The organism is Sphingomonas sp. HT-1, from assembly GCF_048568905.1.
In the GTDB taxonomy this organism is placed as follows: domain Bacteria; phylum Pseudomonadota; class Alphaproteobacteria; order Sphingomonadales; family Sphingomonadaceae; genus Sphingomonas.
In genome coordinates this window covers 828,752-847,528 of the sequence record NZ_CP183770.1, presented here as the reverse complement: position 1 = coordinate 847,528, position 18,777 = coordinate 828,752, and the positions used below count along the sequence as shown (strand labels likewise).

Genomic DNA, 18,777 nt, shown 5'->3' with positions numbered 1-18,777 from the left:
CTCAATGCTCCCCACGCGGCATTTCCATGATCTCGGTCAGGATGCCGCCCATGTCCTTGGGGTGAATGAAGAAGATTGGCGTGCCATGTGCGCCGATGCGTGGCGCGCCAAGCACCTTGCAACCCTTCGCTTCGAACCAGGCCTTGGCCTCGTGTATGTCGGGCACTTCGTAACAGAGGTGGTGCTGGCCGCCCGCCGGGTTCTTGGCGAGAAAGCCATGGATCGGAGAGGCCTCGCCCAGCGGCTCGATCAGCTCGATCTGGCTGTTGGGCGTGTCGACGAAGCACACCTTCACCCCCTGCGCGGGCAGGTCAAAGGGTTCGCGGATCACTTCCGCGCCCATCACGTCGCGGTAGAAGGCGATCGAGGCTTCGATCGACGGCGTCGCAACGCCGACATGGTTGAGACGGCCGAGCTTCATCATGGTCCTCGATCAGCGCCGCATCACAGCGGAATGTTGTCGTGCTTCTTCCACGGGTTCTCGAGCTGCTTGTTCCGCAGCTTGCGCAACCCCAGCGCGATCCGGCGGCGCGTAGAATGCGGCATGATCACCTCATCCACGAACCCTTTGCTCGCGGCAACGAAGGGGTTGGCGAAGCGCGCTTCATATTCCGCGGTGCGCTCGGCGATTTCCTCGGGCGTCTTGCCCCGGAAAATGATCTCCACCGCGCCCTTGGCGCCCATCACCGCGATCTCCGCGGTGGGCCAGGCATAGTTAAGGTCGCCGCGCAGATGCTTCGACGCCATGACGTCATAGGCGCCGCCATAGGCCTTGCGGGTGATCACCGTGATCTTGGGCACCGTCGCCTCGGCATAGGCAAAGAGCAGCTTGGCGCCGTGCTTGATGATGCCCGAATGCTCCTGCCCGACACCGGGCAGAAAGCCCGGCACGTCGACGAAGGTGACGATCGGGATCTCGAAAGCATCGCAGAAGCGCACGAATCGCGCGGCCTTCTTCGACGCGTTGATGTCGAGACAGCCGGCCAGCACCATCGGCTGGTTCGCCACCACGCCCACCGTACGCCCCTCGATCCGGCCGAAGCCGATCAGGATGTTGCCGGCATGGGCGGGCTGCAGCTCGAAGAACTCGCCTTCGTCCAGCGTCTTCCGGATCAGCTCGTGCATGTCATAGGGCTGATTGGCGCTCGGCGGGATGATCGTGTCGAGGCTCTCATCGATCCGATCCCAGGGATCGTCGCAAGGCCGCTCGGGCGGCGCCTCGCGATTCGAGGCCGGCAGGAAGTCCACGAAGTCGCGGGCTGCGAGCAGCACCTCGATATCGTTCTCGAAAGCCACGTCAGCGACCCCCGACTTCGTGGTATGCGTCACCGCTCCACCCAGTTCCTCCTGCGTGACGATCTCGTTGGTAACGGTCTTCACTACATCCGGGCCGGTGACGAACATGTAGGACGAATCTTTCACCATGAAGATGAAGTCCGTCATGGCGGGGCTGTAGACCGCGCCGCCGGCGCAGGGCCCCATGATCAGGCTGAGCTGGGGCACCACGCCCGAGGCCAGCACGTTGCGCTGGAACACTTCGGCATAGCCGCCGAGCGATGCTACGCCTTCCTGAATGCGCGCGCCGCCGCTGTCGTTGAGGCCGATCACGGGTGCACCGACCTTCATCGCCATGTCCATGATCTTGCAGATCTTCTGCGCGTGTCGCTCGGAAAGCGAACCGCCGAACACGGTGAAATCCTGGCTAAACACGAAGACGAGGCGGCCGTTGATCGTGCCGGAACCGGTGACCACGCCGTCGCCGGGGATCACCTGATCCTGCATCCCGAAATCGGTGCAGTTGTGCTCGACATACATGTCGAGCTCCTCGAAGCTGCCCTGATCGAGCAGTACTTCCAGGCGCTCCCGAGCCGTCAGCTTTCCCTTGGCATGCTGTGCGTCGATCCGCTTCTGGCCGCCGCCCAGACGGGCGGCGGCGCGACGGCGTTCCAGTTCCTCGATCGTCGACGACATCGGCATTCTCTCCGTGAAGGCGGCTTGTGCACCGGGCCATGCCGGCTTCGCAAATGCAATGTTGCAAAGTTGCGGGGCGGCGGTTTGCAGATTATGCGGCCCCATGGCCAGCCAGCTCCCACCTTTGCCCCGCCGCCGCCTGTTCGAGGGCTTTCGCTTGCGCGACCTGCGGCGTCGTCTGAACATCCCGCAGGCGAGCATGGCCCAACGGCTGGGCATCTCCGTCTCCTATCTCTCGCAGATCGAGAACAACGACCGGCCGATCACGGACGGGGTTCTGTTGGCGCTCGCCCGCGAATTCCCGGTCGACGCCGCCGAGATCAACGGCGAAGGCGGCACGGCCGCACTGCTCCGCGCAATCGACGCCGCGACGGATAGCAGCGTGGTCGCCGACAGGATCGACGAGGCCGATGTCCGCCGCGGCATTGAGCAGCAGCCCCTGCTCGCCCGGCGAATGGTCGCGCTGCACGACGCCTATCGCCGCAGCCAGGAGCAGCTGCGTGTGCTCGACGACCGGTTCGATACCGGCTCGGGCGACGCGGCACCGCTGCCCTGGGAAGAGGTGCGCGACTGGTTTCAGGCCGAGGGCAATTATATCGACGCGGTCGACCGCTCGGCGGAATTGCTGGCCGACGCGCTCGCGCTCGACGACGACAATGTCGTGCGCGCCTTCGAGGACCGGCTGCGGCTGTGGCACGGCGTGCGCGTGATCGGCGCGCAGGGCGACGGCAGCGAGCTCAGCCGCTTCGACGAGGGTGCGCGCACGCTGGCGCTCAACCATGCGCTTCCGCCGGAAAGCCGCGCCTTCCTGCTCGCGCATCGGCTGGTCCGCTACGAGTTCGCCAACGAGATGCGGCTGGTGATCGATCGCGCGGGACTCGCCTCGGCTGCCGCGCGCGAACTCCTCAGCGTCGGTCTCGCCAACTATGCCGCGGGAGCGTTGCTGATGCCCTATGGCCGCTTTCGCGCGGCGGCCTATGAAGTGCGCCACGACATCGATCGCCTTCGCCAGCGCTTCGCGGTGAGCTTCGAGCAGGCCTGCCACCGGCTCTCGACGCTGCAGCGGCCCGGCGCGCAGGGGCTGCCGGTGTTCTTCTGCCGGGTCGACATGGCGGGCAACATCACCAAGCGACACTCGGCCACGCGGCTGCAGTTCGCCGCGCTCGGCGGCGCGTGCCCCTTGTGGATCGTCCATGAGGCGGTGGCGATCCCGGACCGCATCCTGGTCCAGCTCGCCGAGATGCCCGACGGCACCCGCTATGTCTCGATGGCCAAGGGGCTGGTCAAGCCCTCGGGCAGCTTCACCCGCCCGCCCCGCCGCTACGCAGTAGCGTTGGGGTGCGAGGAGGCGCATGCGGCGGACTTCGTCTATGCCGACGCGTTGCGCACCGGCGGCGCGGCCACGCCGATCGGCGCCTCGTGCCGCATCTGCCCGCGCCTCGATTGCGACCAGCGCGCCTTCCCGCCCGCCGGATCGGTGATCGAGATCGACCCCGACCACCGGCGCGCCGTGCCCTACGGCTTCCGCTAACGCTTGCGGCTGCCGGCCGCTTCATGGCACACCCAAAGCTCAAAAATAGAATTTTGGAGAGGTGCCATGGCAACCGCGCTCGCCCCTACGCCCCAGGTCAGCGACGCCGAGTGGGAGGCGCGCCAGCAGCTCGCCGCCTGTTACCGCGTGTTCGACATGCTCGGCTGGTCCGAGATGATCTACAACCACATCACGGTGAAGCTGCCGGACCAGGAAGGCGCCTTCCTGATCAATCCCTTTGGGCTGCATTTCAGCGAGGTGCAGGCCTCCAACCTCGTCAAGATCGACATCGACGGCAACAAGCTCGACGACTCGCCCTATCCGGTGAACCGAGCCGGCTTCGTCCAGCATTCCCTTTTTCATCGCCACCTGCCCGACGCGCACTGCATCATGCACAGCCACACCACCGCCGGGATGGCGGTCGCCTCACTGGAGGGCGGACTGCGGCCGATCAATTTCTACGCCTGCAACTTCATCGGCCAGATCGCCTACCATGATTTCGAAGGCGTCACCGTCCGCGACGAGGAAGGCGCGCGGCTGCTGGCGCATCTCGGCGACAAGCGCGTGATGCTGCTGCGCAACCACGGCATCCTCGCCATGGGCCGCACGCTGCCCGAGGCGTTCGTCAAGCATTGGGCGCTACAGCGCGCCTGCGAGATCCAGGTCGCGACGATGAGCATGGGGCAACCGATTGAGATCCCGCCCGAGGTCGTCGCCGTTCACCAGCGCGACGTTCATATGGCGCAGGTGCCAGGCGGCCCAGGTGCCGCGGACTTCGCGGCGATGGTGCGGCTGGTGGATCGCATCGATCGCAGCTGGCGGGACTAGCCGAAGCGGAAGCCGCTCACCGCCCAGCCAAGGACATGGTCGCGATAGTCGCAGGCGGCAGGCCCCTCGCCGCCTGCGCCGAGGGCGACCATCAGCGGCAGGAGATGCTCCTCGCGCGGATGGGCGAATGCGGCATAGGGCAGGTCACGCCAGGCGACGATCCGGGCCTCGCGGCGAGCGGGATCGGGATTGGTGGCGGCCGCGACCAGCGCCTCGTCCCACGCATCGGCGTAGGGCGTCGCCTGCGGGCCGCGGACACGCAGATTGTGGAAGCTCATGCCCGAGCCGACGATCAGCACCCCCTCGTCGCGCAACGGCGCCAGCGCCTTGCCGATCGCGACATGCGCAGCGGGATCGAGATCCGCCCGCAGCGACACTTGCACGAGCGGGACGTCGGCATCCGGCACCACGACCTTCATCGGGATGAAGACGCCATGGTCCCAGCCACGGTCGCGCTCGACCCCGGTGGGGAAGCCGGCACCTTCGAGCAGCGTCTTGGCCCGTAGCGCCAGCTCCGGCGCGCCGGGGGCATCCCAGCGCAGGTGGTAGGTGTGCTCGGGGAAGCCGTAATAGTCGAACAGCAGCGGCTGGCCGTCCCCGGCATGCACGGTGACGTTGCGTTCCTCCCAATGCCCGGAAACGAGCAGGATCGCCCGAGGCCGCTCGGGCAGGCTGGCGATCAGGCCGGCGAGATAGGCCTGCATGGGCTGCCACATCGGATCGGGCGGGCCACCGGCGGGGTCCATGAAAAAGCACGGGCCCCCGCCATGGGGGATGAAAAGGGCGGGTAAGGTCATTTGCCGAATGTCGCTTCCGCCGCACCGGCCGACAATGCCGGTTTCGGAAACCCGCCGTTTCCCGCTAGGGTCGGGCCATGACTCGGTTCACCGTCAACAACCAGCCGGTCCAGTACGACATGGATCCGCAGACGCCTTTGCTCTGGGCCTTGCGCGACGCGTCCAACCTCACCGGCACCAAATATGGCTGCGGCACCGGCGATTGCGGCGCCTGCACCGTCGACATCGACGGCGCCGCCCGCCTCGCCTGCCGCGAGACCATCGGCGCGATCGAAGGGACGTTTGTCACCACTATCGAGGGCCTCTCGCCGGATCGTAGCCATCCGGTGCAGCAGGCCTTCCTCGCGGCGAACCTGATGCAATGCGGCTATTGCATTCCCGGCATGGTCATGGCTGCTGCGATTCTGGTCCGCGCCAATCGCGACCCGTCCGAGGAAGACATTCGCCAGGGCATCCCCAATATCTGTCGATGCGGCATCTATCCACGCCTCATCGACGCGATTCAAGAAGCGGCACGGATCGCTCGGGGAGATGCCGCCGCAGCGGCGTGAATCTTTCAATCTGCTAACGGAGCAATTCAGGACCGGCTCAGCGACAGCGGCCTATTACGACAACATGGGCGCGGCATCTGACCGCTGCCACCGGAGATCGTTCGATGAAGAGGATGCTGTTGGCGGCTGTCGCAGCCGCAACTGCGCTGGTTCCAGTCGCCGCGTTCGCGCAGGAACAGGGACAGCGGCCGGGCGGGCGTCCGCAAGGCGGTTGGAGCCGGCCCGACGCTCCGCGTGGCGATAGCGCGCGCTGGGGCGGTTCGCGGCCGCAGCTGCGCGATCAGGAGCGTGGCGATCGGCAGCGTCCGCAGGCGCAGCGCGATTGGCAGCGCCCGCAGGCGCCGCAGCAGGCGCAGGATCGCGGCGACTGGCGTCGGCCGGAAGGCCAGCCTCGTGCATTTACCGGATCGTCTCGTCCCGACGTCCAGCAACCGCAGGGCCGCCCGGCACCCGTACAGCTACAGCAGCGCGACTGGCGCAGCGGATCGCGGCCGGATTGGCAGAACCGCGGTGATTTGAACCGCGATCAGAACTGGCGCGACCGGCGTAGCGACAGCCCGTCTCGCGCAGATTGGAACAGTGTCCGCAACGCCAGCCGCGGCGACGGCGATCGGCGCTGGAACGACGGGAGTGGTTGGGATCGCGGTGAGCGGTGGCGTGGCAATCGCGGCATCTGGAACAACAGCTGGCGTAACGACCGCCGCTATGATTGGCGATCCTTTCGCAACTATAATCGGGGCCTGTATCGCCTGCCGCGATACTATCCGCCGGCGCGGTGGGGAAGCGGATATCGCCGCTTCTCGATTGGCTATCGGATCGATCGGTTCCTGTTCGCGCAGCAATATTGGATCAGCGACCCCTATGCCTATCGGCTGCCGGACGTCTGGGGCCCATACCGCTGGGTTCGCTACTATGACGACGCCCTGCTCGTCGACGTTGATACCGGCCAGGTGGTCGATGTGATCTACGGCATCTTCTGGTAAGCCGTTTCAAGCCCTGCACGCACCTGGGCCGGCAGCGATGCCGGCCCTTTCGTGGTCGTAGCCCAGCCTTGCAATCGCGCGTCCGCGCGGCAAATAGAGGGCCGGTGAGCAAGACGAACGGCAACAGCAAGGGATCGGCGTCCCCCGAACGGGCACGGATCGGCCGGGAGGTCGCGGCGCGGCTGGAGGCGAACCCGAATGTGCGCCGGGCCAAAGTCGATCTGGCGCAGGTCTACACCTATCCTGGCTTTCTCAGCGACGGGGATTGCGATACGCTGATCTCGCTGATCGACAGCAATTCGCGGCCATCGACTCTGCTCGCCACCACCCAGGATCCGGAATATCGCACCAGCGACAGCTCAGACCTGTATCGCTGGGCCCCGGAAGTGCAGGCGATCGACGATCGCATCGCCCACCTGCTCGGCATTCCACCCGAAAACGCGGAGACGATGCAAGGCCAGCGCTATGCGCTCAACCAGCAGTTTCGCGCGCACTGCGACTATTTCCACGAAACCAGCAGCTATTGGGACACGATCGTCGAGACCGGCGGCCAGCGCACCTGGACGGCAATGGCCTATCTCAACGATGTGGAGGAAGGCGGCGCCACTTGGTTCCCGCGCGCCGGCATCCGCTTCAAGCCCAAGCGCGGCCTGCTGGTGATGTGGAACAATATGACGGCGGATGGCAGCCCCAATTATGACACGCTGCACGAAGGCATGCGGGTGGTGGAGGGCACCAAATACATTATTACTAAATGGTTTCGCGAGGCGGCCTGGGTACGTGCGGCGATCCCGACCTATCGGTCGGGCGTGGTTGACGCCGACGAGGATTGATGCTGGTCAGGCTGCGCTCAGCCCAGACGATCGCCGCTCCGTGCATGCAGCACGTCCGGCGATCCGCATCGCCACCGCCGCTGCCGAGGCGCTGAACCTCGGCGTCAATAACCTCCCGCTCCATTCTGCAATCGGCTGGTTCGAGCGGAAGCGACCGCAGTGCTGCTCACCATGCTACATCTGGGCCTGCCAAGTATCAATCTTGGACCCACCCTGTCGCAGTTCCTCACCCCCGAATTACTGAGCGTGCTCGTCGACAGGGTCGATATCCGCCCGACTAGCGAGGCGCGCGCCGACCTGAAGCATATGCTGGCGGCTGCCTGAGGCGATGCGGCCCCGCTCGGTGCGGGACGGGCCCGCACCCCTCGACAAGTCCCGTCCCACCGGCCACATCGGGTGCATGTCCCCTGCCCTCAACGTCCATCGCTCGATCCTGGGCCAGCCCTGGCGCTGGCGGGGTCTCGCCGCCGACGCGCGCGACCCGAACTTTGCTCCCGACGATCTCGTCACCCAGCTCCTGCTGACTCGCGGCGTCGACCGCGCCGACCTGGAGCGACACCGCGCACCCAGTATCCGCGCGTTTATGCCGGACCCGTCTATCTTCCGCGACATGGATCGCGCCGCCCAGCGCCTCGCCGATGCGGTGACAGCAGGTGAGCAGGTGGCGATCTTCGGCGATTACGACGTAGACGGAGCGACCTCCGCAGCGCTGCTGATCCTGCTGCTGCGCGATCTTGGGCTGGAAGCGACGCCCTATATTCCGGATCGACTGATGGAAGGCTATGGCCCCTCGGGCGAGGCGCTGGTGCGGCTGAAGCAGCAGGGCCACGGGCTGATCGTTACCGTCGATTGCGGCGCGCAAGCTTTCGAAGCGCTGGCGATGGCACGTGACGTCGGTGCCGACGTCATCGTCGTAGATCATCACAAATGCGCGAGTGAGCTGCCTGTCGCGTATGCGCTGGTGAACCCCAATCGGCTCGATGAGGCGGAGGGGGCGGAACACGGCCATCTCGCAGCGGTCGGCGTCGCCTTCCTGCTTGGCGCCGCGCTGGTGCGGACGTTGCGTGCGCGCGGCTTTTTCGGGAGCCGGCCCGAGCCGCGCCTGCTCGACCTGCTCGATATCGTCGCGCTGGGCACCGTGGCGGACGTCGCGCAGCTCAAGAGCCTCAATCGCGCCTTTGTGGCACAGGGGCTGAAGGTGATGGCGCAGCGGCGTAACATCGGCCTGACGGCGCTGATCGAGGCCTCGCGCCTCACCCGCGCGCCGACCTGTACGGACCTAGGCTTCGCGCTGGGGCCGCGGATCAATGCCGGTGGCCGAGTCGGCAAGTCGGACCTAGGGGTGCGGCTGCTCACCACGCGCGATCCCGCCCAGGCACGCGCGATCGCGGCCGAGTTGGACCTGCTCAATGAAGAACGTCGCGCTATCGAGGCGGAGGTGCAAGCGGCGGCAGAAACGCTTTGCCTGAGGGGGGCCGATCGAATGGTCGCGCTGGTTGCCGGCGATGGCTGGCATCCCGGCGTGATCGGCATCGTCGCCGGCCGACTGAAAGAGAAGCTCGGCCGGCCGGCCTTGGTGATCGCGGTCGGCGAGGACGGCATCGGCAAGGGATCGGGCCGGTCGATTCCGGGCGTGGATCTGGGCGCGGCGGTGCTGGCCGCGAAGGACGCCGGTCTGCTGATCGCGGGGGGCGGCCACGCAATGGCGTGCGGCGTTACCGTCGCCGCCGATGGCATTGACGCGCTGGCAGCTTTCCTTGAAGCGCGGCTTGCGGAGCGAATTGCCGCCGCGCGCGGTGAACGGGCACTGCTGCTGGACGTGGTGCTGAGCCCCGCCGGCGTGAACCCCGCACTCGTCGAAGCGATGGATGCGGGCGGCCCCTATGGCATGGGCTGGCCGGCACCGCGAATTGCGGCAGGGCCGGTGCGCGTGCTCAAGGCCGATGTGGTCGGCACGGGCGGGCACGTCCGCGTGATTGTCTCCGGGCAGGACGGTCAGAGCCTGAAGGCTGTCGCCTTTCGCCAAGCCGATTCGGAACTGGGCCAGGCACTGCTGTCGGCGCCGTCGCACCGCCGCCTGTGGCTGGCCGGCCGCGCGCGGGTAGACACCTGGGGCAGCAGGCCGGCGGCAGAACTGCACATCGAAGATGCAGCTTGGGCGGAATGAGTGCTTGACGGCTGCGAAATCGCCCCCTATTCGGCCGCTCCACGCCACGCAGTTGGCCCCTTCGTCTAGCGGTTAGGACGCGGCCCTTTCACGGCTGAAACACGGGTTCGATTCCCGTAGGGGTCACCACTCTCCGAGCATTTGCGGAGAGCGGCGATACACGACATCGATGGGGTCCTCGCTGGGTGCGAATCAGTGTGCATGCGCGCGCCTCCCCACGCCCGGATCGGCTTATCGGAGCGGGTCCATATCCGCATAATTGAGGGGGGTGGCCGGCCGCGCTGCCCGGCTCACTCTGCACTGGCAGCGCGAGCGCCCCGCCGACTGGCACCGCGCTGTCGATAATGAAGCGTCCCCGTGCGAATGGTGCGGCCCCACACATCCTGGGCAAAACAGCCCCGAGATTAGAGCGTTTTCCGATCAATCTGGATCATATCCGCAGGAACTGAAGTAGTTGGCGCATTCGCTGGGCTGGAAGATGTCGACGAGCGCGCCGATGCGGTTCCACAGGCCGCTGACAGTGCGCTCGCCGGCTTTTCGCAGCATGGCCTTGAGGCGTGCAAAGGCCTTTTCGATCGGGTTGAAGTCAGGGCTGTAGGGCGGGAGGAAGCGCAGCGTTGCGCCTGCCGCCTCGATCCGATGCTGGACCGCCGGTCGCTTGTGGCTCGACAGATTGTCCATGATGACGATGTCGCCGGGGCGCAGTGTGGGCACAAGGACCTGCGCCACATAGGCTTCGAACCAGTCGCCGTTGATCGGGCCGTCGAGCACCATCGGCGCGACCATGCCGGTCATGCGCAGGCCGGCAACCAGCGTGGTGGTTTTGCGATGGCCATGCGGATATCCCATCCGCAGCCGCTCACCCCTGGCGCAGCGGCCATGGCTGCGGGTCATGTTGGTGGCGGTCCAGGTCTCGTCGATGAAGACCAGGTGTTCCGGTTCCAGATCGACCTGGCCGTCGAACCAGTCGCGGCGCTGTTTCAGGATGTCGGGCCGGTCTTGCTCGACAGCATGGCCAGTCTTTTTTTGCGCGTCATGCCTCGACGCGCGAAAAAGCGATGCAGCCCTGCGACGGAGACTGCCAGACCCTTCTTGGCTAAGGCTCGGCGAAGCTCTTCCAGCGAGATGTCCTTGCGGGCCTCCCACAGCGCGAGAATGTCAGCTGCCCGTTCCTCAACCCGACGCGAACGCATGTCTCCGCCTTGCGGCTTGGCGGCAACATTGCCCGTTTCCCGCCGCTGGGCGTGCCAGCGGATCGCGGTCGACGGCGCAACCCCAAACCGGGCGGCTGCAGCCCGACAGCTCAGCCCGCCGTCAATCACAGCCAGAAGACGAACCCGCAAATCCATCGACAAAGCATGACCCATCCATGCCGGACTCCTTCACCGGCATGCATTCTGAATCAGAAATCGCGTTCCTTGGGAATCCCTCACCGATTCAGTGCGGTCGAAATCCGCTCTAGGTGCCGATCCGCAGCGCACGGTTGGTGGCGCCTGTCATCATCTGCAAATTGAATGGTTTCAAACACGCTTGGCCCGTGTTCAGCGTACGCTCTCGTCGAGAGCCGCTATCTGGGTGGCAGCGAGCAAGAAGGCACCAACGCCGTAATATTGCGTGTCGCCCGCTTCGACCTTCTCGGGCCGGTCACTCACCTGCTGCACATAGCCAAGCCGCCCGTCGCGCTGGAGGGCGCGCTGCAAGGCCGCCCACCCGCGGCGCACGGCAGGTTCATATTCGGCACGCGGCAGCAGGCCGTTGTTGATCCCCCAGGCTAGGCCGTAGGTGTAGAAGCCGGTGCCGCTAGATTCCCGCGGCGATCCTTCCGGGGCGAGCAGCGACGGCGACCAATACCCGTCGGGCTTTTGCAGTTCCTTGAGCCGGCTCGCCATCTGCTGGAACAGCGCTTCCATCCGCACCCGATCGGCATTGTGCCTGGGGAGCAGCGGAAGGATACGAGCCATGCCAGCGAACACCCATCCATTACCGCGGCTCCAGAACTCCTTTCGCCCCTCGGCGTCGCGGCGCTCGAAGAAGCGACTGTCGCGATAGAAAAGCCGCTGGGCCGGATCGTAGAGGAAGTCGGTCGTCGCCCAGAATTCATCCATCGCGAAGTCGCGGTATCGGGGGTCCCCAGTTTGCAGCGACAATTCCGCCAGTGCGGCGGGCGCCATGAACAGCGCATCGCACCAGCACCAGCGCTTCAGGCATTCCGCCGCGCCATAGCCTTCCGGAGGAACGTAGAATGCCAGCGAGGCGATAGCGGGCTGGTTGACTACGCGATCGAAGGTGCGCCGTGCGGGTATTCGTGCAGCCTCGCCGGCGCCGTTGCGCGCAGCCCACAGGTACGCCTGGGTAATGGCATGATCGTCTGCAAAATAGGGGTTGTCGCCGGGGAGCCAGCGATTGGCCGTCCCCATGTCCAGAATGGCTTTGCGGATGCGCGGCGGCCCACCGGCATCGGCGAGCGCCGTCATGCCTATCCAGAAGGCGGCCTGCTCCCATGCACGGGGATTGCGGGTCTCGCCGGTCATTCGCGAAACGGTGTTGCCCTGCATCTGCCCGAGCTGCCAGTCGGCGAGACGCACCGCTGCCTCGATCGCGCTGGACGCCGGCCGCGTTGCCGCCGGCCGCTGGGCCTGCACGGCGCCAGGCGCAGCGGCAAGGAAGATCGATGCCAGGGCGAGATACTTCATGTCGTCGGTCTCCAGATCATGCCTATCCAGCCGCAGCCTCCTGATCGGCCGCGACGATATCCCAAGCGGCAGGAACGCCGACGCTTGGGCAAAGGCGCGCTGGGCGGTGCCGAAGCGCGCCCTACCGTTCAGAACCGGCCGCGGACGCCAAAAGCGATCGTTGTGCCGTTGAAGAAAGAATTGTCGCGGTGCACGCGATTGTTGGGTTGTTGCGGGTTCTCGAAATAGTTGAACGCATTCTCGTTGGTGATGTTCAAGGCATCAACGCGCAGCTCGACAAGATCGTTGATTTTGTACGACACGGTGGCATCCAGATAGCCCTGCGGTGCGAAATAGTTGATTTCGTTGTTGCCGCTGTTGCGCTGTCCGCCGCCGGTTTTCGCACGGTAATTGTAGGATCCGCGGAGCGAGAACGGCCCTTTCTCGTAGAAGCCGGTGATGCTGTAGGTGTAGTCGGGGACCGTCTGAAGCTGGATGACGTCGCCGTTGGTCAGGACGAAATTGAAGTCCAGGCCCTTCTGGTTCTGATCGATCACCGTGAAGCTGCTCGTCAGGCCCAATCCGTCGAACGGCTCAGGCAGGAAGGTGAAGTTCTGCTGATAGGCCACCTCGACGCCCTTCAGCTCCAGGCTCTCGGCATTCTGCACGATCGTGCGGCGTATCAACGGATTGCCGTTTGTAAGCGCGTTGATCTGGTCCAGCGTGCACGGCGTGGTCGGCCCGCCAAAAGCCGCGCAGCTGAAGAAGCTGGCGTCTAGACCAGCCTGCGCGAAGGGAATGTCTTCTATGACAGCGGTCGGCCGATCGACGATGTCCTTCTTGAACACGCCGACGCTCAGCAGCCCGCCCGGCGCGAAATACCATTCGAGTGCCGCGTCATAGGTCGTGGCGATCTGCGGACGCAAATTCGGATTACCCACGGTGACTGCCGCATTGAAGGCATTTGGCACTACGATGCTGCCGGCGATGTCGTTCAGTGCCGCGCGCGTCAGCGTCTGGCCCATCGCGCCGCGCAACACGAGTTTCGAGGTCAAATCGAACGCCAGACTGACCGAAGGCAGGAAGTTCTCGTATCCGCCCTTGCGGTTGGTGGGACTGAAGGTGCCGCCGGCATTGGTATAGTTGTCGATGTCCGTGCGGGTGTCCGAATATCGGATGCCGGCATTGCCGCGCAATTCGTGCCCGGCGATGGGCAGCTTGAAGCTCGTTTCGAAAAAGGCGGACTTTACCGTTTCTTCAGCCTGATAGGTTGCGTTCAGCTGGCGCGGGGCAGCGCGGTTGGAGACATTCGCTGCCAGCGTATCCATGACGAATGCGCGCGAGAAGGTGGCGAAGTTGGAAGGATAGCCGGAATTGCCCCCGTTCGCGAGCGTGCCGTATTGAAGAAACGGATCCATGTTCTGGAACACGCCCGTAGGGTTGGATGCAAAGGTGCCGCCGTTGGGCAGCGCCCTCGCCCGGCCGAGCGCCGAGCCGTCCTGTGAGGTACGTTCCTTGGTGCTGGAGACGTAGCTTCCACCCAGCTTGAATGCGATGCTGCTGTCGCCGCTATCCGCCACCGTCCAGTCGATGGCGCCGCGAACGCTTTTCACTTCGTCGATCTCGCGCTGCAAGCCGAAGCCGAGCGAGGGATCGCGATATAGCCTTGTATCGGTGAAATCGACCGGCGAGCTGATAGTGGGATAGGTGACGTCGACGGTCGGATCGTAGGTCGTCTCTACGCCATAGATATTGGAGACAATGCGATTGCCGGACTGCCAGGCATCGCTCTCGCTGATCGCTGCCTGCGCCGAGACGATAAGAGAATCGCTGATGGTGTATACGCCCCGCGCTACGCCGTATTTGAATTCGGTTTCGAAGTCGCGGAAGAAGCTTTCGGTCAGCAGGCTGGTGTTGCCGAACCGCCCGTATAAGTTGTTGTACTGATCGATCTTAACGTCGAGCGGGATGATTCCGGAATTGCTGCCCCGGCCCGGCAGATCGGTGGTGCCCGGCGCCGTTCGCGTGCTGCGAACCGGCACGCCGAAGGTGAACTCGTCCATCTGGTCGGTCAATTTCGAATAGATGCCGTCGAAGCTCGCCTCAAACCGGCTGCTCTTGTACTGGAGTGAGCCGACGAAACCCAAGCGCTCGCGTTCGGTGTTCGACGTATACACGCGGTAGAATCGCGGAAGGAGGGCATTCTCAACCTGGCTGCGGGTGAGGTTGCCGAAATTTGCCAACGGGCTGTTGAGATTTAGCTCGAACTGGAACGGGCCGCTCGTGTTTGGCGGCACCGGATTTGCCGCCGTCGAATAATAGGGCCGACGCCCAAGCGCGGAGGAATTATAGCCTCCGGTCGACTGGAAGCCGGAACGCTCGTTCACTGTCTTGGCATAGGCAACGCCGAACAGCGCACCGAAATTGCCCCAGGTATCGCTGAGCACTAGCGAGCCGCGGGGCCGCCATTCCTTGGACTGGGAGTTGTAGTTATATTGAGCCGTATAGCGGATCACCCGGCCTGCGCTGTCAAAGGGTCGCGGCGTCTGCAGATCGACATTGCCGCCGATGCCGCCCTCTTCCAGGTGCGCGAGCGGTGATTTGTATACGTCCACGCGGCCGAACAGTTCGGACGGAAACACGTCATAGTTGAAGGCGCGGCTAGAGCTGCCGACGCTGCCCGCCGAAGTGGTGCGAACCGGCGCGCCGTTCAGCGTCGTCACGACGAAGTCGGCACCCAGGCCACGAATTTCCACGCGCTGGCCTTCATTCGTGCCGGAGCCACCATCGCGCGATAGGATCACGCCTGGAATGCGCTGCATCGAGTCGGCGACATTCGCTTCGGGGAACTTGCCGATGTCTTCGGCCACGATCGAGTCGCGAAAGGCGATCTCGTTTCGCTTCAGTTGAACCGCCTGAGCCAGACTGCTGCGGAAGCCGGTGACGACGATTTCTTCCGCCGCCGACACTTCCTGTGCTTCGTCCTGCGCGGCCGCTGGCTGTGCAGGATTGGCCGCACGGGCTTCTTCCTGCGCATGGGAGGGCCCTGCGGCCAGCATGCACGCAAGCGCGCCAGCAGAAACCGCCGACGCGAGATTTCGTCTCCCCATCCTTCTCTCCCTTCACGTTCACGATCTAGCCGTGCGTGCACATCTTGTATGATAACTTCGCTTACGAAGGTCAACCGCAGCTTTTACCCACACGAGCTTGTTATCGTGGGGCACCGCGCCCCGGCACGTTGGCCAGCGCTGCAGAAGAATGGGAGATTATATGATAGCCTGACGGCTTGTCGATCAAACGGCGCCGTATGCGCGCGTGCGCAAGCTCGCGCTCAACGTGGAGTGGCGCGTCAGGCTTTCGTGCATGTGTTGGCGAGCCGCCTCGCGCGCGCGCGCCGAGTCCATGCGGATGATCGCATCGACGATCGCCTGATGCTCGCTAAGTACCTTATCGGCATAGGATTGATGCGCCTCACGGGGCTTGTCGCCAAGATAGAGGGTGCGCGACGGAACGAGACGCAGGCCGAGGAACTCCACGAAGCGGGCGTAATATTCGTTCTGGGTGGCACGCGCGATCGCTAGGTGGAACGCCGCATCCGCGGTTGCCGCCGCAGCCGGATCGTTGGCGACCGCGACCATTTCAGCCAGCGCGTCCTGTATCGCGCCAATATCAGCGGTCGTGCGCCGCGCCGCCGCCAAGCCTGCCATTTCGGTTTCCACCGCCATTCGCATTTCAAGCAATTTTATGACGTCGGCGAGTTCTTGAACCTCATCCCGCGTTATCTGGAAAGCGCGGTATTCAGCGGTTTCCGCGACGAACACCCCCGCCCCCTGGCGGGACACGGTAAGCCCATGAGCGGTCAATCGTGCCACCGCCTCCCGGACCACCGTGCGGCTGACCCGCTCCGCCAGCGCAATTTCCTTTTGTGACGGCAACCGGGCACCGGATGGCAGTTCGCCCGATCGGATCTGCGCTTCCAGCTTGGCGAACAGTTCGTCGGTCAGAGATCCCGTGCGTGCAGTCTCTCCCGCGCCGGCCAAGGCTTCGACAGCAACAGCCTCTTCATCACTTGTCATACCAATCTCCGATGCGTAGGTTTGCTCTAGCACCGGCACATTCGCTAGTCGATGCGGATGCAAGGACAGGGGAGGAACAGTTATGCGATCACTTGCGCACACCTCGCGAGATCCTGTGCTTGGGGGAGAATGAGATGAGCGTACGCGCGCTGCTTGCAGGCCTGAGCCTTGCTCTCGCCGGGCCGGTCCTTGCGCAGGAGCAACCGGCTCCCGAGCGCCTGCCGCCGGTGGTAAACGCCCTCCCCCCTCCGCCCGACCGGACGCCGCGGGTTGCGGTGACGGTCGCCGACTATCGCTACGGCGATCTCCTTTGGGAAAACGACAAGACGGCGCACCGCATCTATTCCCGCGCACTCGAAGCATCGGAGCCGCCCTCCAGCTCCGGCGTCGATAGTTGGGGCAAGAATGTGCGCTGGCCCTACATGGACCGACAGCTGCGCGCGGGCGATCAGCACGGGTACCATGGCGAGGGTCTGGACTTCTACCATGTCGGCACGAGTCGGGGCGCTGGTGGCCTGGGTATCTGGCACGACAACAAGCTCTGGACGTCGCGCAACTATCGCAGCCATAGCATTATCAAAAATGGGCCGGACATCGCCGATTTCACCGTGGCATATGATCCTTGGCCAATTGATATAGCCCGCAAGGTTTGGGAGAAGCGCCGCTTCACGCTTCCGCTTGGCACGCATTTCACGCGCATGGTTTCAACGCTCCACTCGGATCGGCCGGGTGCGCTTATCGTGGGCATCGGCATCGGCAAACGCACGACGGGCGATGGCGGCGAACTGACCGTGGATCGCGCGCGCGGGCTGCTTTCCTGGTGGGGTCCCGACAGTGCGGACCATGGCCGCATGGCGGTGGCAATCCGCGTCGATCCCGTGAACATCGTCGACATCAAACAGGATGCCGACAATTATCTCGTCCTGGTGAAGGTCCAGCCGGGCCAGCCCTTCGTTTATTATTCGGGTTCGGCCTGGAGCCTCGGGGAAGGCGGCTTCCGCACGCGCGAGGCCTGGGATCGCTACGCTGCCTCCCAAAATCTTAACTTCACTGTGCCCAGCTGAACTGACACCTGGAAAATTGCATGGAACGCCGCCAATTCCTTACCGCAGCAGCTGGCGCCGGCACGGCTGCCGCGCTTGCATCGGGCAGCGCCCGCGCAGCCGAACCTTCAGGTGCGGCGGACCGCCGCTACATGCTCGATCTGTTGACGAAAATGGCTGCGCCGATCCTCGGCCCGATGTCACGGGGTACACTGCAGGTGACGTTCCGGCCCGCGCTCAGTCCCAGTTGGGACGGGCGCAATACGAAGGTCGCTTATCTGGAGGCATTCGGGCGACTGATCTCGGGCATCGCACCTTGGCTATCGCTGCCGGACGAAAATACCGCCGAAGGCATGCTGCGCAGAGACTTGCGCCGTCAGACGCTGGCCAGCCTTGCCCATTCGGTCGATCCGAACAGCCCCGACTATCTGCTGTGGCGGAGCGAAGGGCAATCGCTGGTCGATTCCGCCTTCTTCACCCAAGCGCTGCTGCGTGCGCCCAAGCAGCTTTGGGAACCGCTCGACAGCGCTACTAAGGGCCGCATCGTCGAGGAGATCAAGGGTCTGCGCCGCGTGTCGCCGCCGTACACGAACTGGCTGCTGTTCGCGGCCATAAACGAGGCGTTCCTGCTTTCGATCGGTGAGGCCTGGGATCCGATGCGCGTCGATCTGGCAGTGCGCAAGATCAACGAATGGTATGTCGGCGACGGCTGGTATGCCGATGGGCCCCGCTTCCATTTCGACCATTACGGATCCTATGTAATTCACCCGATGCTGGTGCAGGTGCTGGACGTCGTGGCCGCGGCAGGCGTGCGGCTTGCCAACACACCGGCGGAGGATCTGCGCGCGCAGGCTTGGCGGCGAATGCAGCGTTATGGCGAGCACTTGGAGCGTTTGATCGGTCCGGACGGGAGCTACGCGCCGATCGGGCGCTCGCTTACCTATCGGACAGCGGTTTTCCAGCCGCTAGGCCTGCTCGCCTGGCGCAATCGACTGCCGCCGTCCCTGCCTGCGGGACAGGTCCGCGCGTCTACGTTGGCGGCGCAGCGAGCGATCTTCGCCCACCCCAGTAACTTCGATTCGAACGGCTATCTCACGATCGGCTTCGCCCGCGCGCAGCCGACGCTGGGTGATGCCTATTCCAATGCCGGTAGCATGTATATCGCGTCCGAGAGCCTGTTGGCGCTCGGTTTGCCAGCGGATGATGGTTATTGGATCGATCCGCCGCTCGACTGGACCTCAAAAAAAGCTTTTTCGGGGAGTTACTTCCCGAAGGATTATTATGTCGACTATTAACCGTGAGACGCGCCGGGTGCCGCGCAGCGA

Annotated in this window: 16 protein-coding genes and 1 tRNA gene; 10 read left to right on the top strand and 7 right to left on the bottom strand. The window is 64.6% G+C overall.

Annotation, left to right across the window (positions count from 1 at the left end; translation table 11 throughout):
- Position 1: 1 nt before the first annotated feature.
- Both mce and ACNFJ7_RS04005 read right to left on the bottom strand, forming a co-directional pair.
- Entirely contained in the window at positions 2-421 is a 420-nt protein-coding gene (gene mce / locus ACNFJ7_RS04010) for a methylmalonyl-CoA epimerase (protein ID WP_026009210.1), read from the bottom strand.
- Between the two features lie 23 nt (positions 422-444).
- A complete protein-coding gene (locus tag ACNFJ7_RS04005; RefSeq protein ID WP_026009211.1) occupies positions 445-1,971 on the bottom strand; it encodes an acyl-CoA carboxylase subunit beta in 1,527 nt (508 codons plus the stop codon).
- Between the two features lie 103 nt (positions 1,972-2,074).
- On the opposite strand from ACNFJ7_RS04005, the gene ACNFJ7_RS04000 reads away from it, so the two are divergent.
- Positions 2,075-3,502, top strand: a complete 1,428-nt coding sequence (locus ACNFJ7_RS04000; RefSeq protein ID WP_019369983.1) for a helix-turn-helix domain-containing protein — start codon at positions 2,075-2,077, stop codon at positions 3,500-3,502.
- A gap of 66 nt (positions 3,503-3,568) precedes the next feature.
- Positions 3,569-4,330: a class II aldolase/adducin family protein gene (locus ACNFJ7_RS03995; RefSeq protein ID WP_019369984.1), complete on the top strand. Its 762-nt coding sequence runs from the start codon at positions 3,569-3,571 to the stop codon at positions 4,328-4,330.
- Here ACNFJ7_RS03995 and ACNFJ7_RS03990 read toward each other — a convergent pair.
- The gene (locus ACNFJ7_RS03990) at positions 4,327-5,127 is read right to left on the bottom strand and encodes a DODA-type extradiol aromatic ring-opening family dioxygenase (protein WP_026009213.1); all 801 of its coding nucleotides are present in this window, start codon (positions 5,125-5,127) and stop codon (positions 4,327-4,329) included. The genes ACNFJ7_RS03995 and ACNFJ7_RS03990 overlap by 4 nt on opposite strands.
- Positions 5,128-5,204: 77 nt before the next feature.
- Between ACNFJ7_RS03990 and ACNFJ7_RS03985 the strand changes: the two genes are divergently transcribed.
- The 6 genes from ACNFJ7_RS03985 to ACNFJ7_RS03960 all read left to right on the top strand — a co-directional run bounded on the left by ACNFJ7_RS03985 (position 5,205) and on the right by ACNFJ7_RS03960 (position 9,790).
- A complete protein-coding gene (locus ACNFJ7_RS03985; RefSeq protein WP_019369986.1) occupies positions 5,205-5,678 on the top strand; it encodes a (2Fe-2S)-binding protein in 474 nt (157 codons plus the stop codon).
- A gap of 104 nt (positions 5,679-5,782) precedes the next feature.
- Positions 5,783-6,661, top strand: a complete 879-nt coding sequence (locus ACNFJ7_RS03980; protein WP_026009214.1) for an RcnB family protein — start codon at positions 5,783-5,785, stop codon at positions 6,659-6,661.
- 104 nt (positions 6,662-6,765) lie between these two features.
- Positions 6,766-7,494, top strand: a complete 729-nt coding sequence (locus ACNFJ7_RS03975; RefSeq protein WP_019369988.1) for a 2OG-Fe(II) oxygenase — start codon at positions 6,766-6,768, stop codon at positions 7,492-7,494.
- 159 nt (positions 7,495-7,653) lie between these two features.
- The gene (locus ACNFJ7_RS03970) at positions 7,654-7,818 is read left to right on the top strand and encodes a hypothetical protein (RefSeq protein WP_019369989.1); all 165 of its coding nucleotides are present in this window, start codon (positions 7,654-7,656) and stop codon (positions 7,816-7,818) included.
- A 76-nt stretch (positions 7,819-7,894) separates the two neighbouring features.
- Positions 7,895-9,661 (top strand): single-stranded-DNA-specific exonuclease RecJ, encoded by a 1,767-nt coding sequence (gene recJ, locus ACNFJ7_RS03965; RefSeq protein WP_019369990.1) that lies wholly within the window; start codon positions 7,895-7,897, stop codon positions 9,659-9,661.
- A gap of 54 nt (positions 9,662-9,715) precedes the next feature.
- Positions 9,716-9,790, top strand: a tRNA-Glu gene (locus ACNFJ7_RS03960).
- Between the two features lie 291 nt (positions 9,791-10,081).
- Here ACNFJ7_RS03960 and ACNFJ7_RS03955 read toward each other — a convergent pair.
- The 4 genes from ACNFJ7_RS03955 to ACNFJ7_RS03940 all read right to left on the bottom strand — a co-directional run bounded on the left by ACNFJ7_RS03955 (position 10,082) and on the right by ACNFJ7_RS03940 (position 16,442).
- Positions 10,082-11,028, bottom strand: a protein-coding gene (locus tag ACNFJ7_RS03955; protein WP_152997892.1) for an IS630 family transposase whose coding sequence is annotated in 2 segments (ribosomal slippage) — positions 10,082-10,692 and positions 10,692-11,028 — 948 coding nt in all. Because the reading frame shifts where the segments join, the coding sequence is not laid out codon by codon here.
- A gap of 174 nt (positions 11,029-11,202) precedes the next feature.
- A complete protein-coding gene (locus ACNFJ7_RS03950; RefSeq protein WP_019370033.1) occupies positions 11,203-12,354 on the bottom strand; it encodes a glycoside hydrolase family 88/105 protein in 1,152 nt (383 codons plus the stop codon).
- A 128-nt stretch (positions 12,355-12,482) separates the two neighbouring features.
- The gene (locus tag ACNFJ7_RS03945; RefSeq protein WP_019370032.1) at positions 12,483-15,392 is read right to left on the bottom strand and encodes a TonB-dependent receptor; all 2,910 of its coding nucleotides are present in this window, start codon (positions 15,390-15,392) and stop codon (positions 12,483-12,485) included.
- 234 nt (positions 15,393-15,626) lie between these two features.
- Positions 15,627-16,442 carry a FadR/GntR family transcriptional regulator gene (locus ACNFJ7_RS03940; protein ID WP_237718461.1) on the bottom strand — a complete coding sequence of 272 codons (816 nt, stop codon included), beginning with the start codon at positions 16,440-16,442 and terminating at the stop codon, positions 15,627-15,629.
- 101 nt (positions 16,443-16,543) lie between these two features.
- On the opposite strand from ACNFJ7_RS03940, the gene ACNFJ7_RS03935 reads away from it, so the two are divergent.
- Positions 16,544-17,473, top strand: a complete 930-nt coding sequence (locus ACNFJ7_RS03935; RefSeq protein ID WP_019370030.1) for a DUF4861 family protein — start codon at positions 16,544-16,546, stop codon at positions 17,471-17,473.
- A gap of 20 nt (positions 17,474-17,493) precedes the next feature.
- Positions 17,494-18,747 carry a DUF2264 domain-containing protein gene (locus ACNFJ7_RS03930; RefSeq protein ID WP_019370029.1) on the top strand — a complete coding sequence of 418 codons (1,254 nt, stop codon included), beginning with the start codon at positions 17,494-17,496 and terminating at the stop codon, positions 18,745-18,747.
- Positions 18,748-18,777 lie beyond the last annotated feature (30 nt).

What these genes read in the sequence shown, in the direction of transcription:
- mce (WP_026009210.1), bottom strand. Translation starts at nt 421, where the DNA reads ATGAAGCTCGGCCGTCTCAACCATGTCGGCGTTGCGACGCCGTCGATC.
- ACNFJ7_RS04005 (WP_026009211.1), bottom strand. Translation starts at nt 1,971, where the DNA reads ATGTCGTCGACGATCGAGGAACTGGAACGCCGTCGCGCCGCCGCCCGT.
- ACNFJ7_RS04000 (WP_019369983.1), top strand. Translation starts at nt 2,075, where the DNA reads ATGGCCAGCCAGCTCCCACCTTTGCCCCGCCGCCGCCTGTTCGAGGGC.
- ACNFJ7_RS03995 (WP_019369984.1), top strand. Translation starts at nt 3,569, where the DNA reads ATGGCAACCGCGCTCGCCCCTACGCCCCAGGTCAGCGACGCCGAGTGG.
- ACNFJ7_RS03990 (WP_026009213.1), bottom strand. Translation starts at nt 5,127, where the DNA reads ATGACCTTACCCGCCCTTTTCATCCCCCATGGCGGGGGCCCGTGCTTT.
- ACNFJ7_RS03985 (WP_019369986.1), top strand. Translation starts at nt 5,205, where the DNA reads ATGACTCGGTTCACCGTCAACAACCAGCCGGTCCAGTACGACATGGAT.
- ACNFJ7_RS03980 (WP_026009214.1), top strand. Translation starts at nt 5,783, where the DNA reads ATGAAGAGGATGCTGTTGGCGGCTGTCGCAGCCGCAACTGCGCTGGTT.
- recJ (WP_019369990.1), top strand. Translation starts at nt 7,895, where the DNA reads ATGTCCCCTGCCCTCAACGTCCATCGCTCGATCCTGGGCCAGCCCTGG.
- ACNFJ7_RS03950 (WP_019370033.1), bottom strand. Translation starts at nt 12,354, where the DNA reads ATGAAGTATCTCGCCCTGGCATCGATCTTCCTTGCCGCTGCGCCTGGC.
- ACNFJ7_RS03945 (WP_019370032.1), bottom strand. Translation starts at nt 15,392, where the DNA reads ATGCTGGCCGCAGGGCCCTCCCATGCGCAGGAAGAAGCCCGTGCGGCC.
- ACNFJ7_RS03935 (WP_019370030.1), top strand. Translation starts at nt 16,544, where the DNA reads ATGAGCGTACGCGCGCTGCTTGCAGGCCTGAGCCTTGCTCTCGCCGGG.
- ACNFJ7_RS03930 (WP_019370029.1), top strand. Translation starts at nt 17,494, where the DNA reads ATGGAACGCCGCCAATTCCTTACCGCAGCAGCTGGCGCCGGCACGGCT.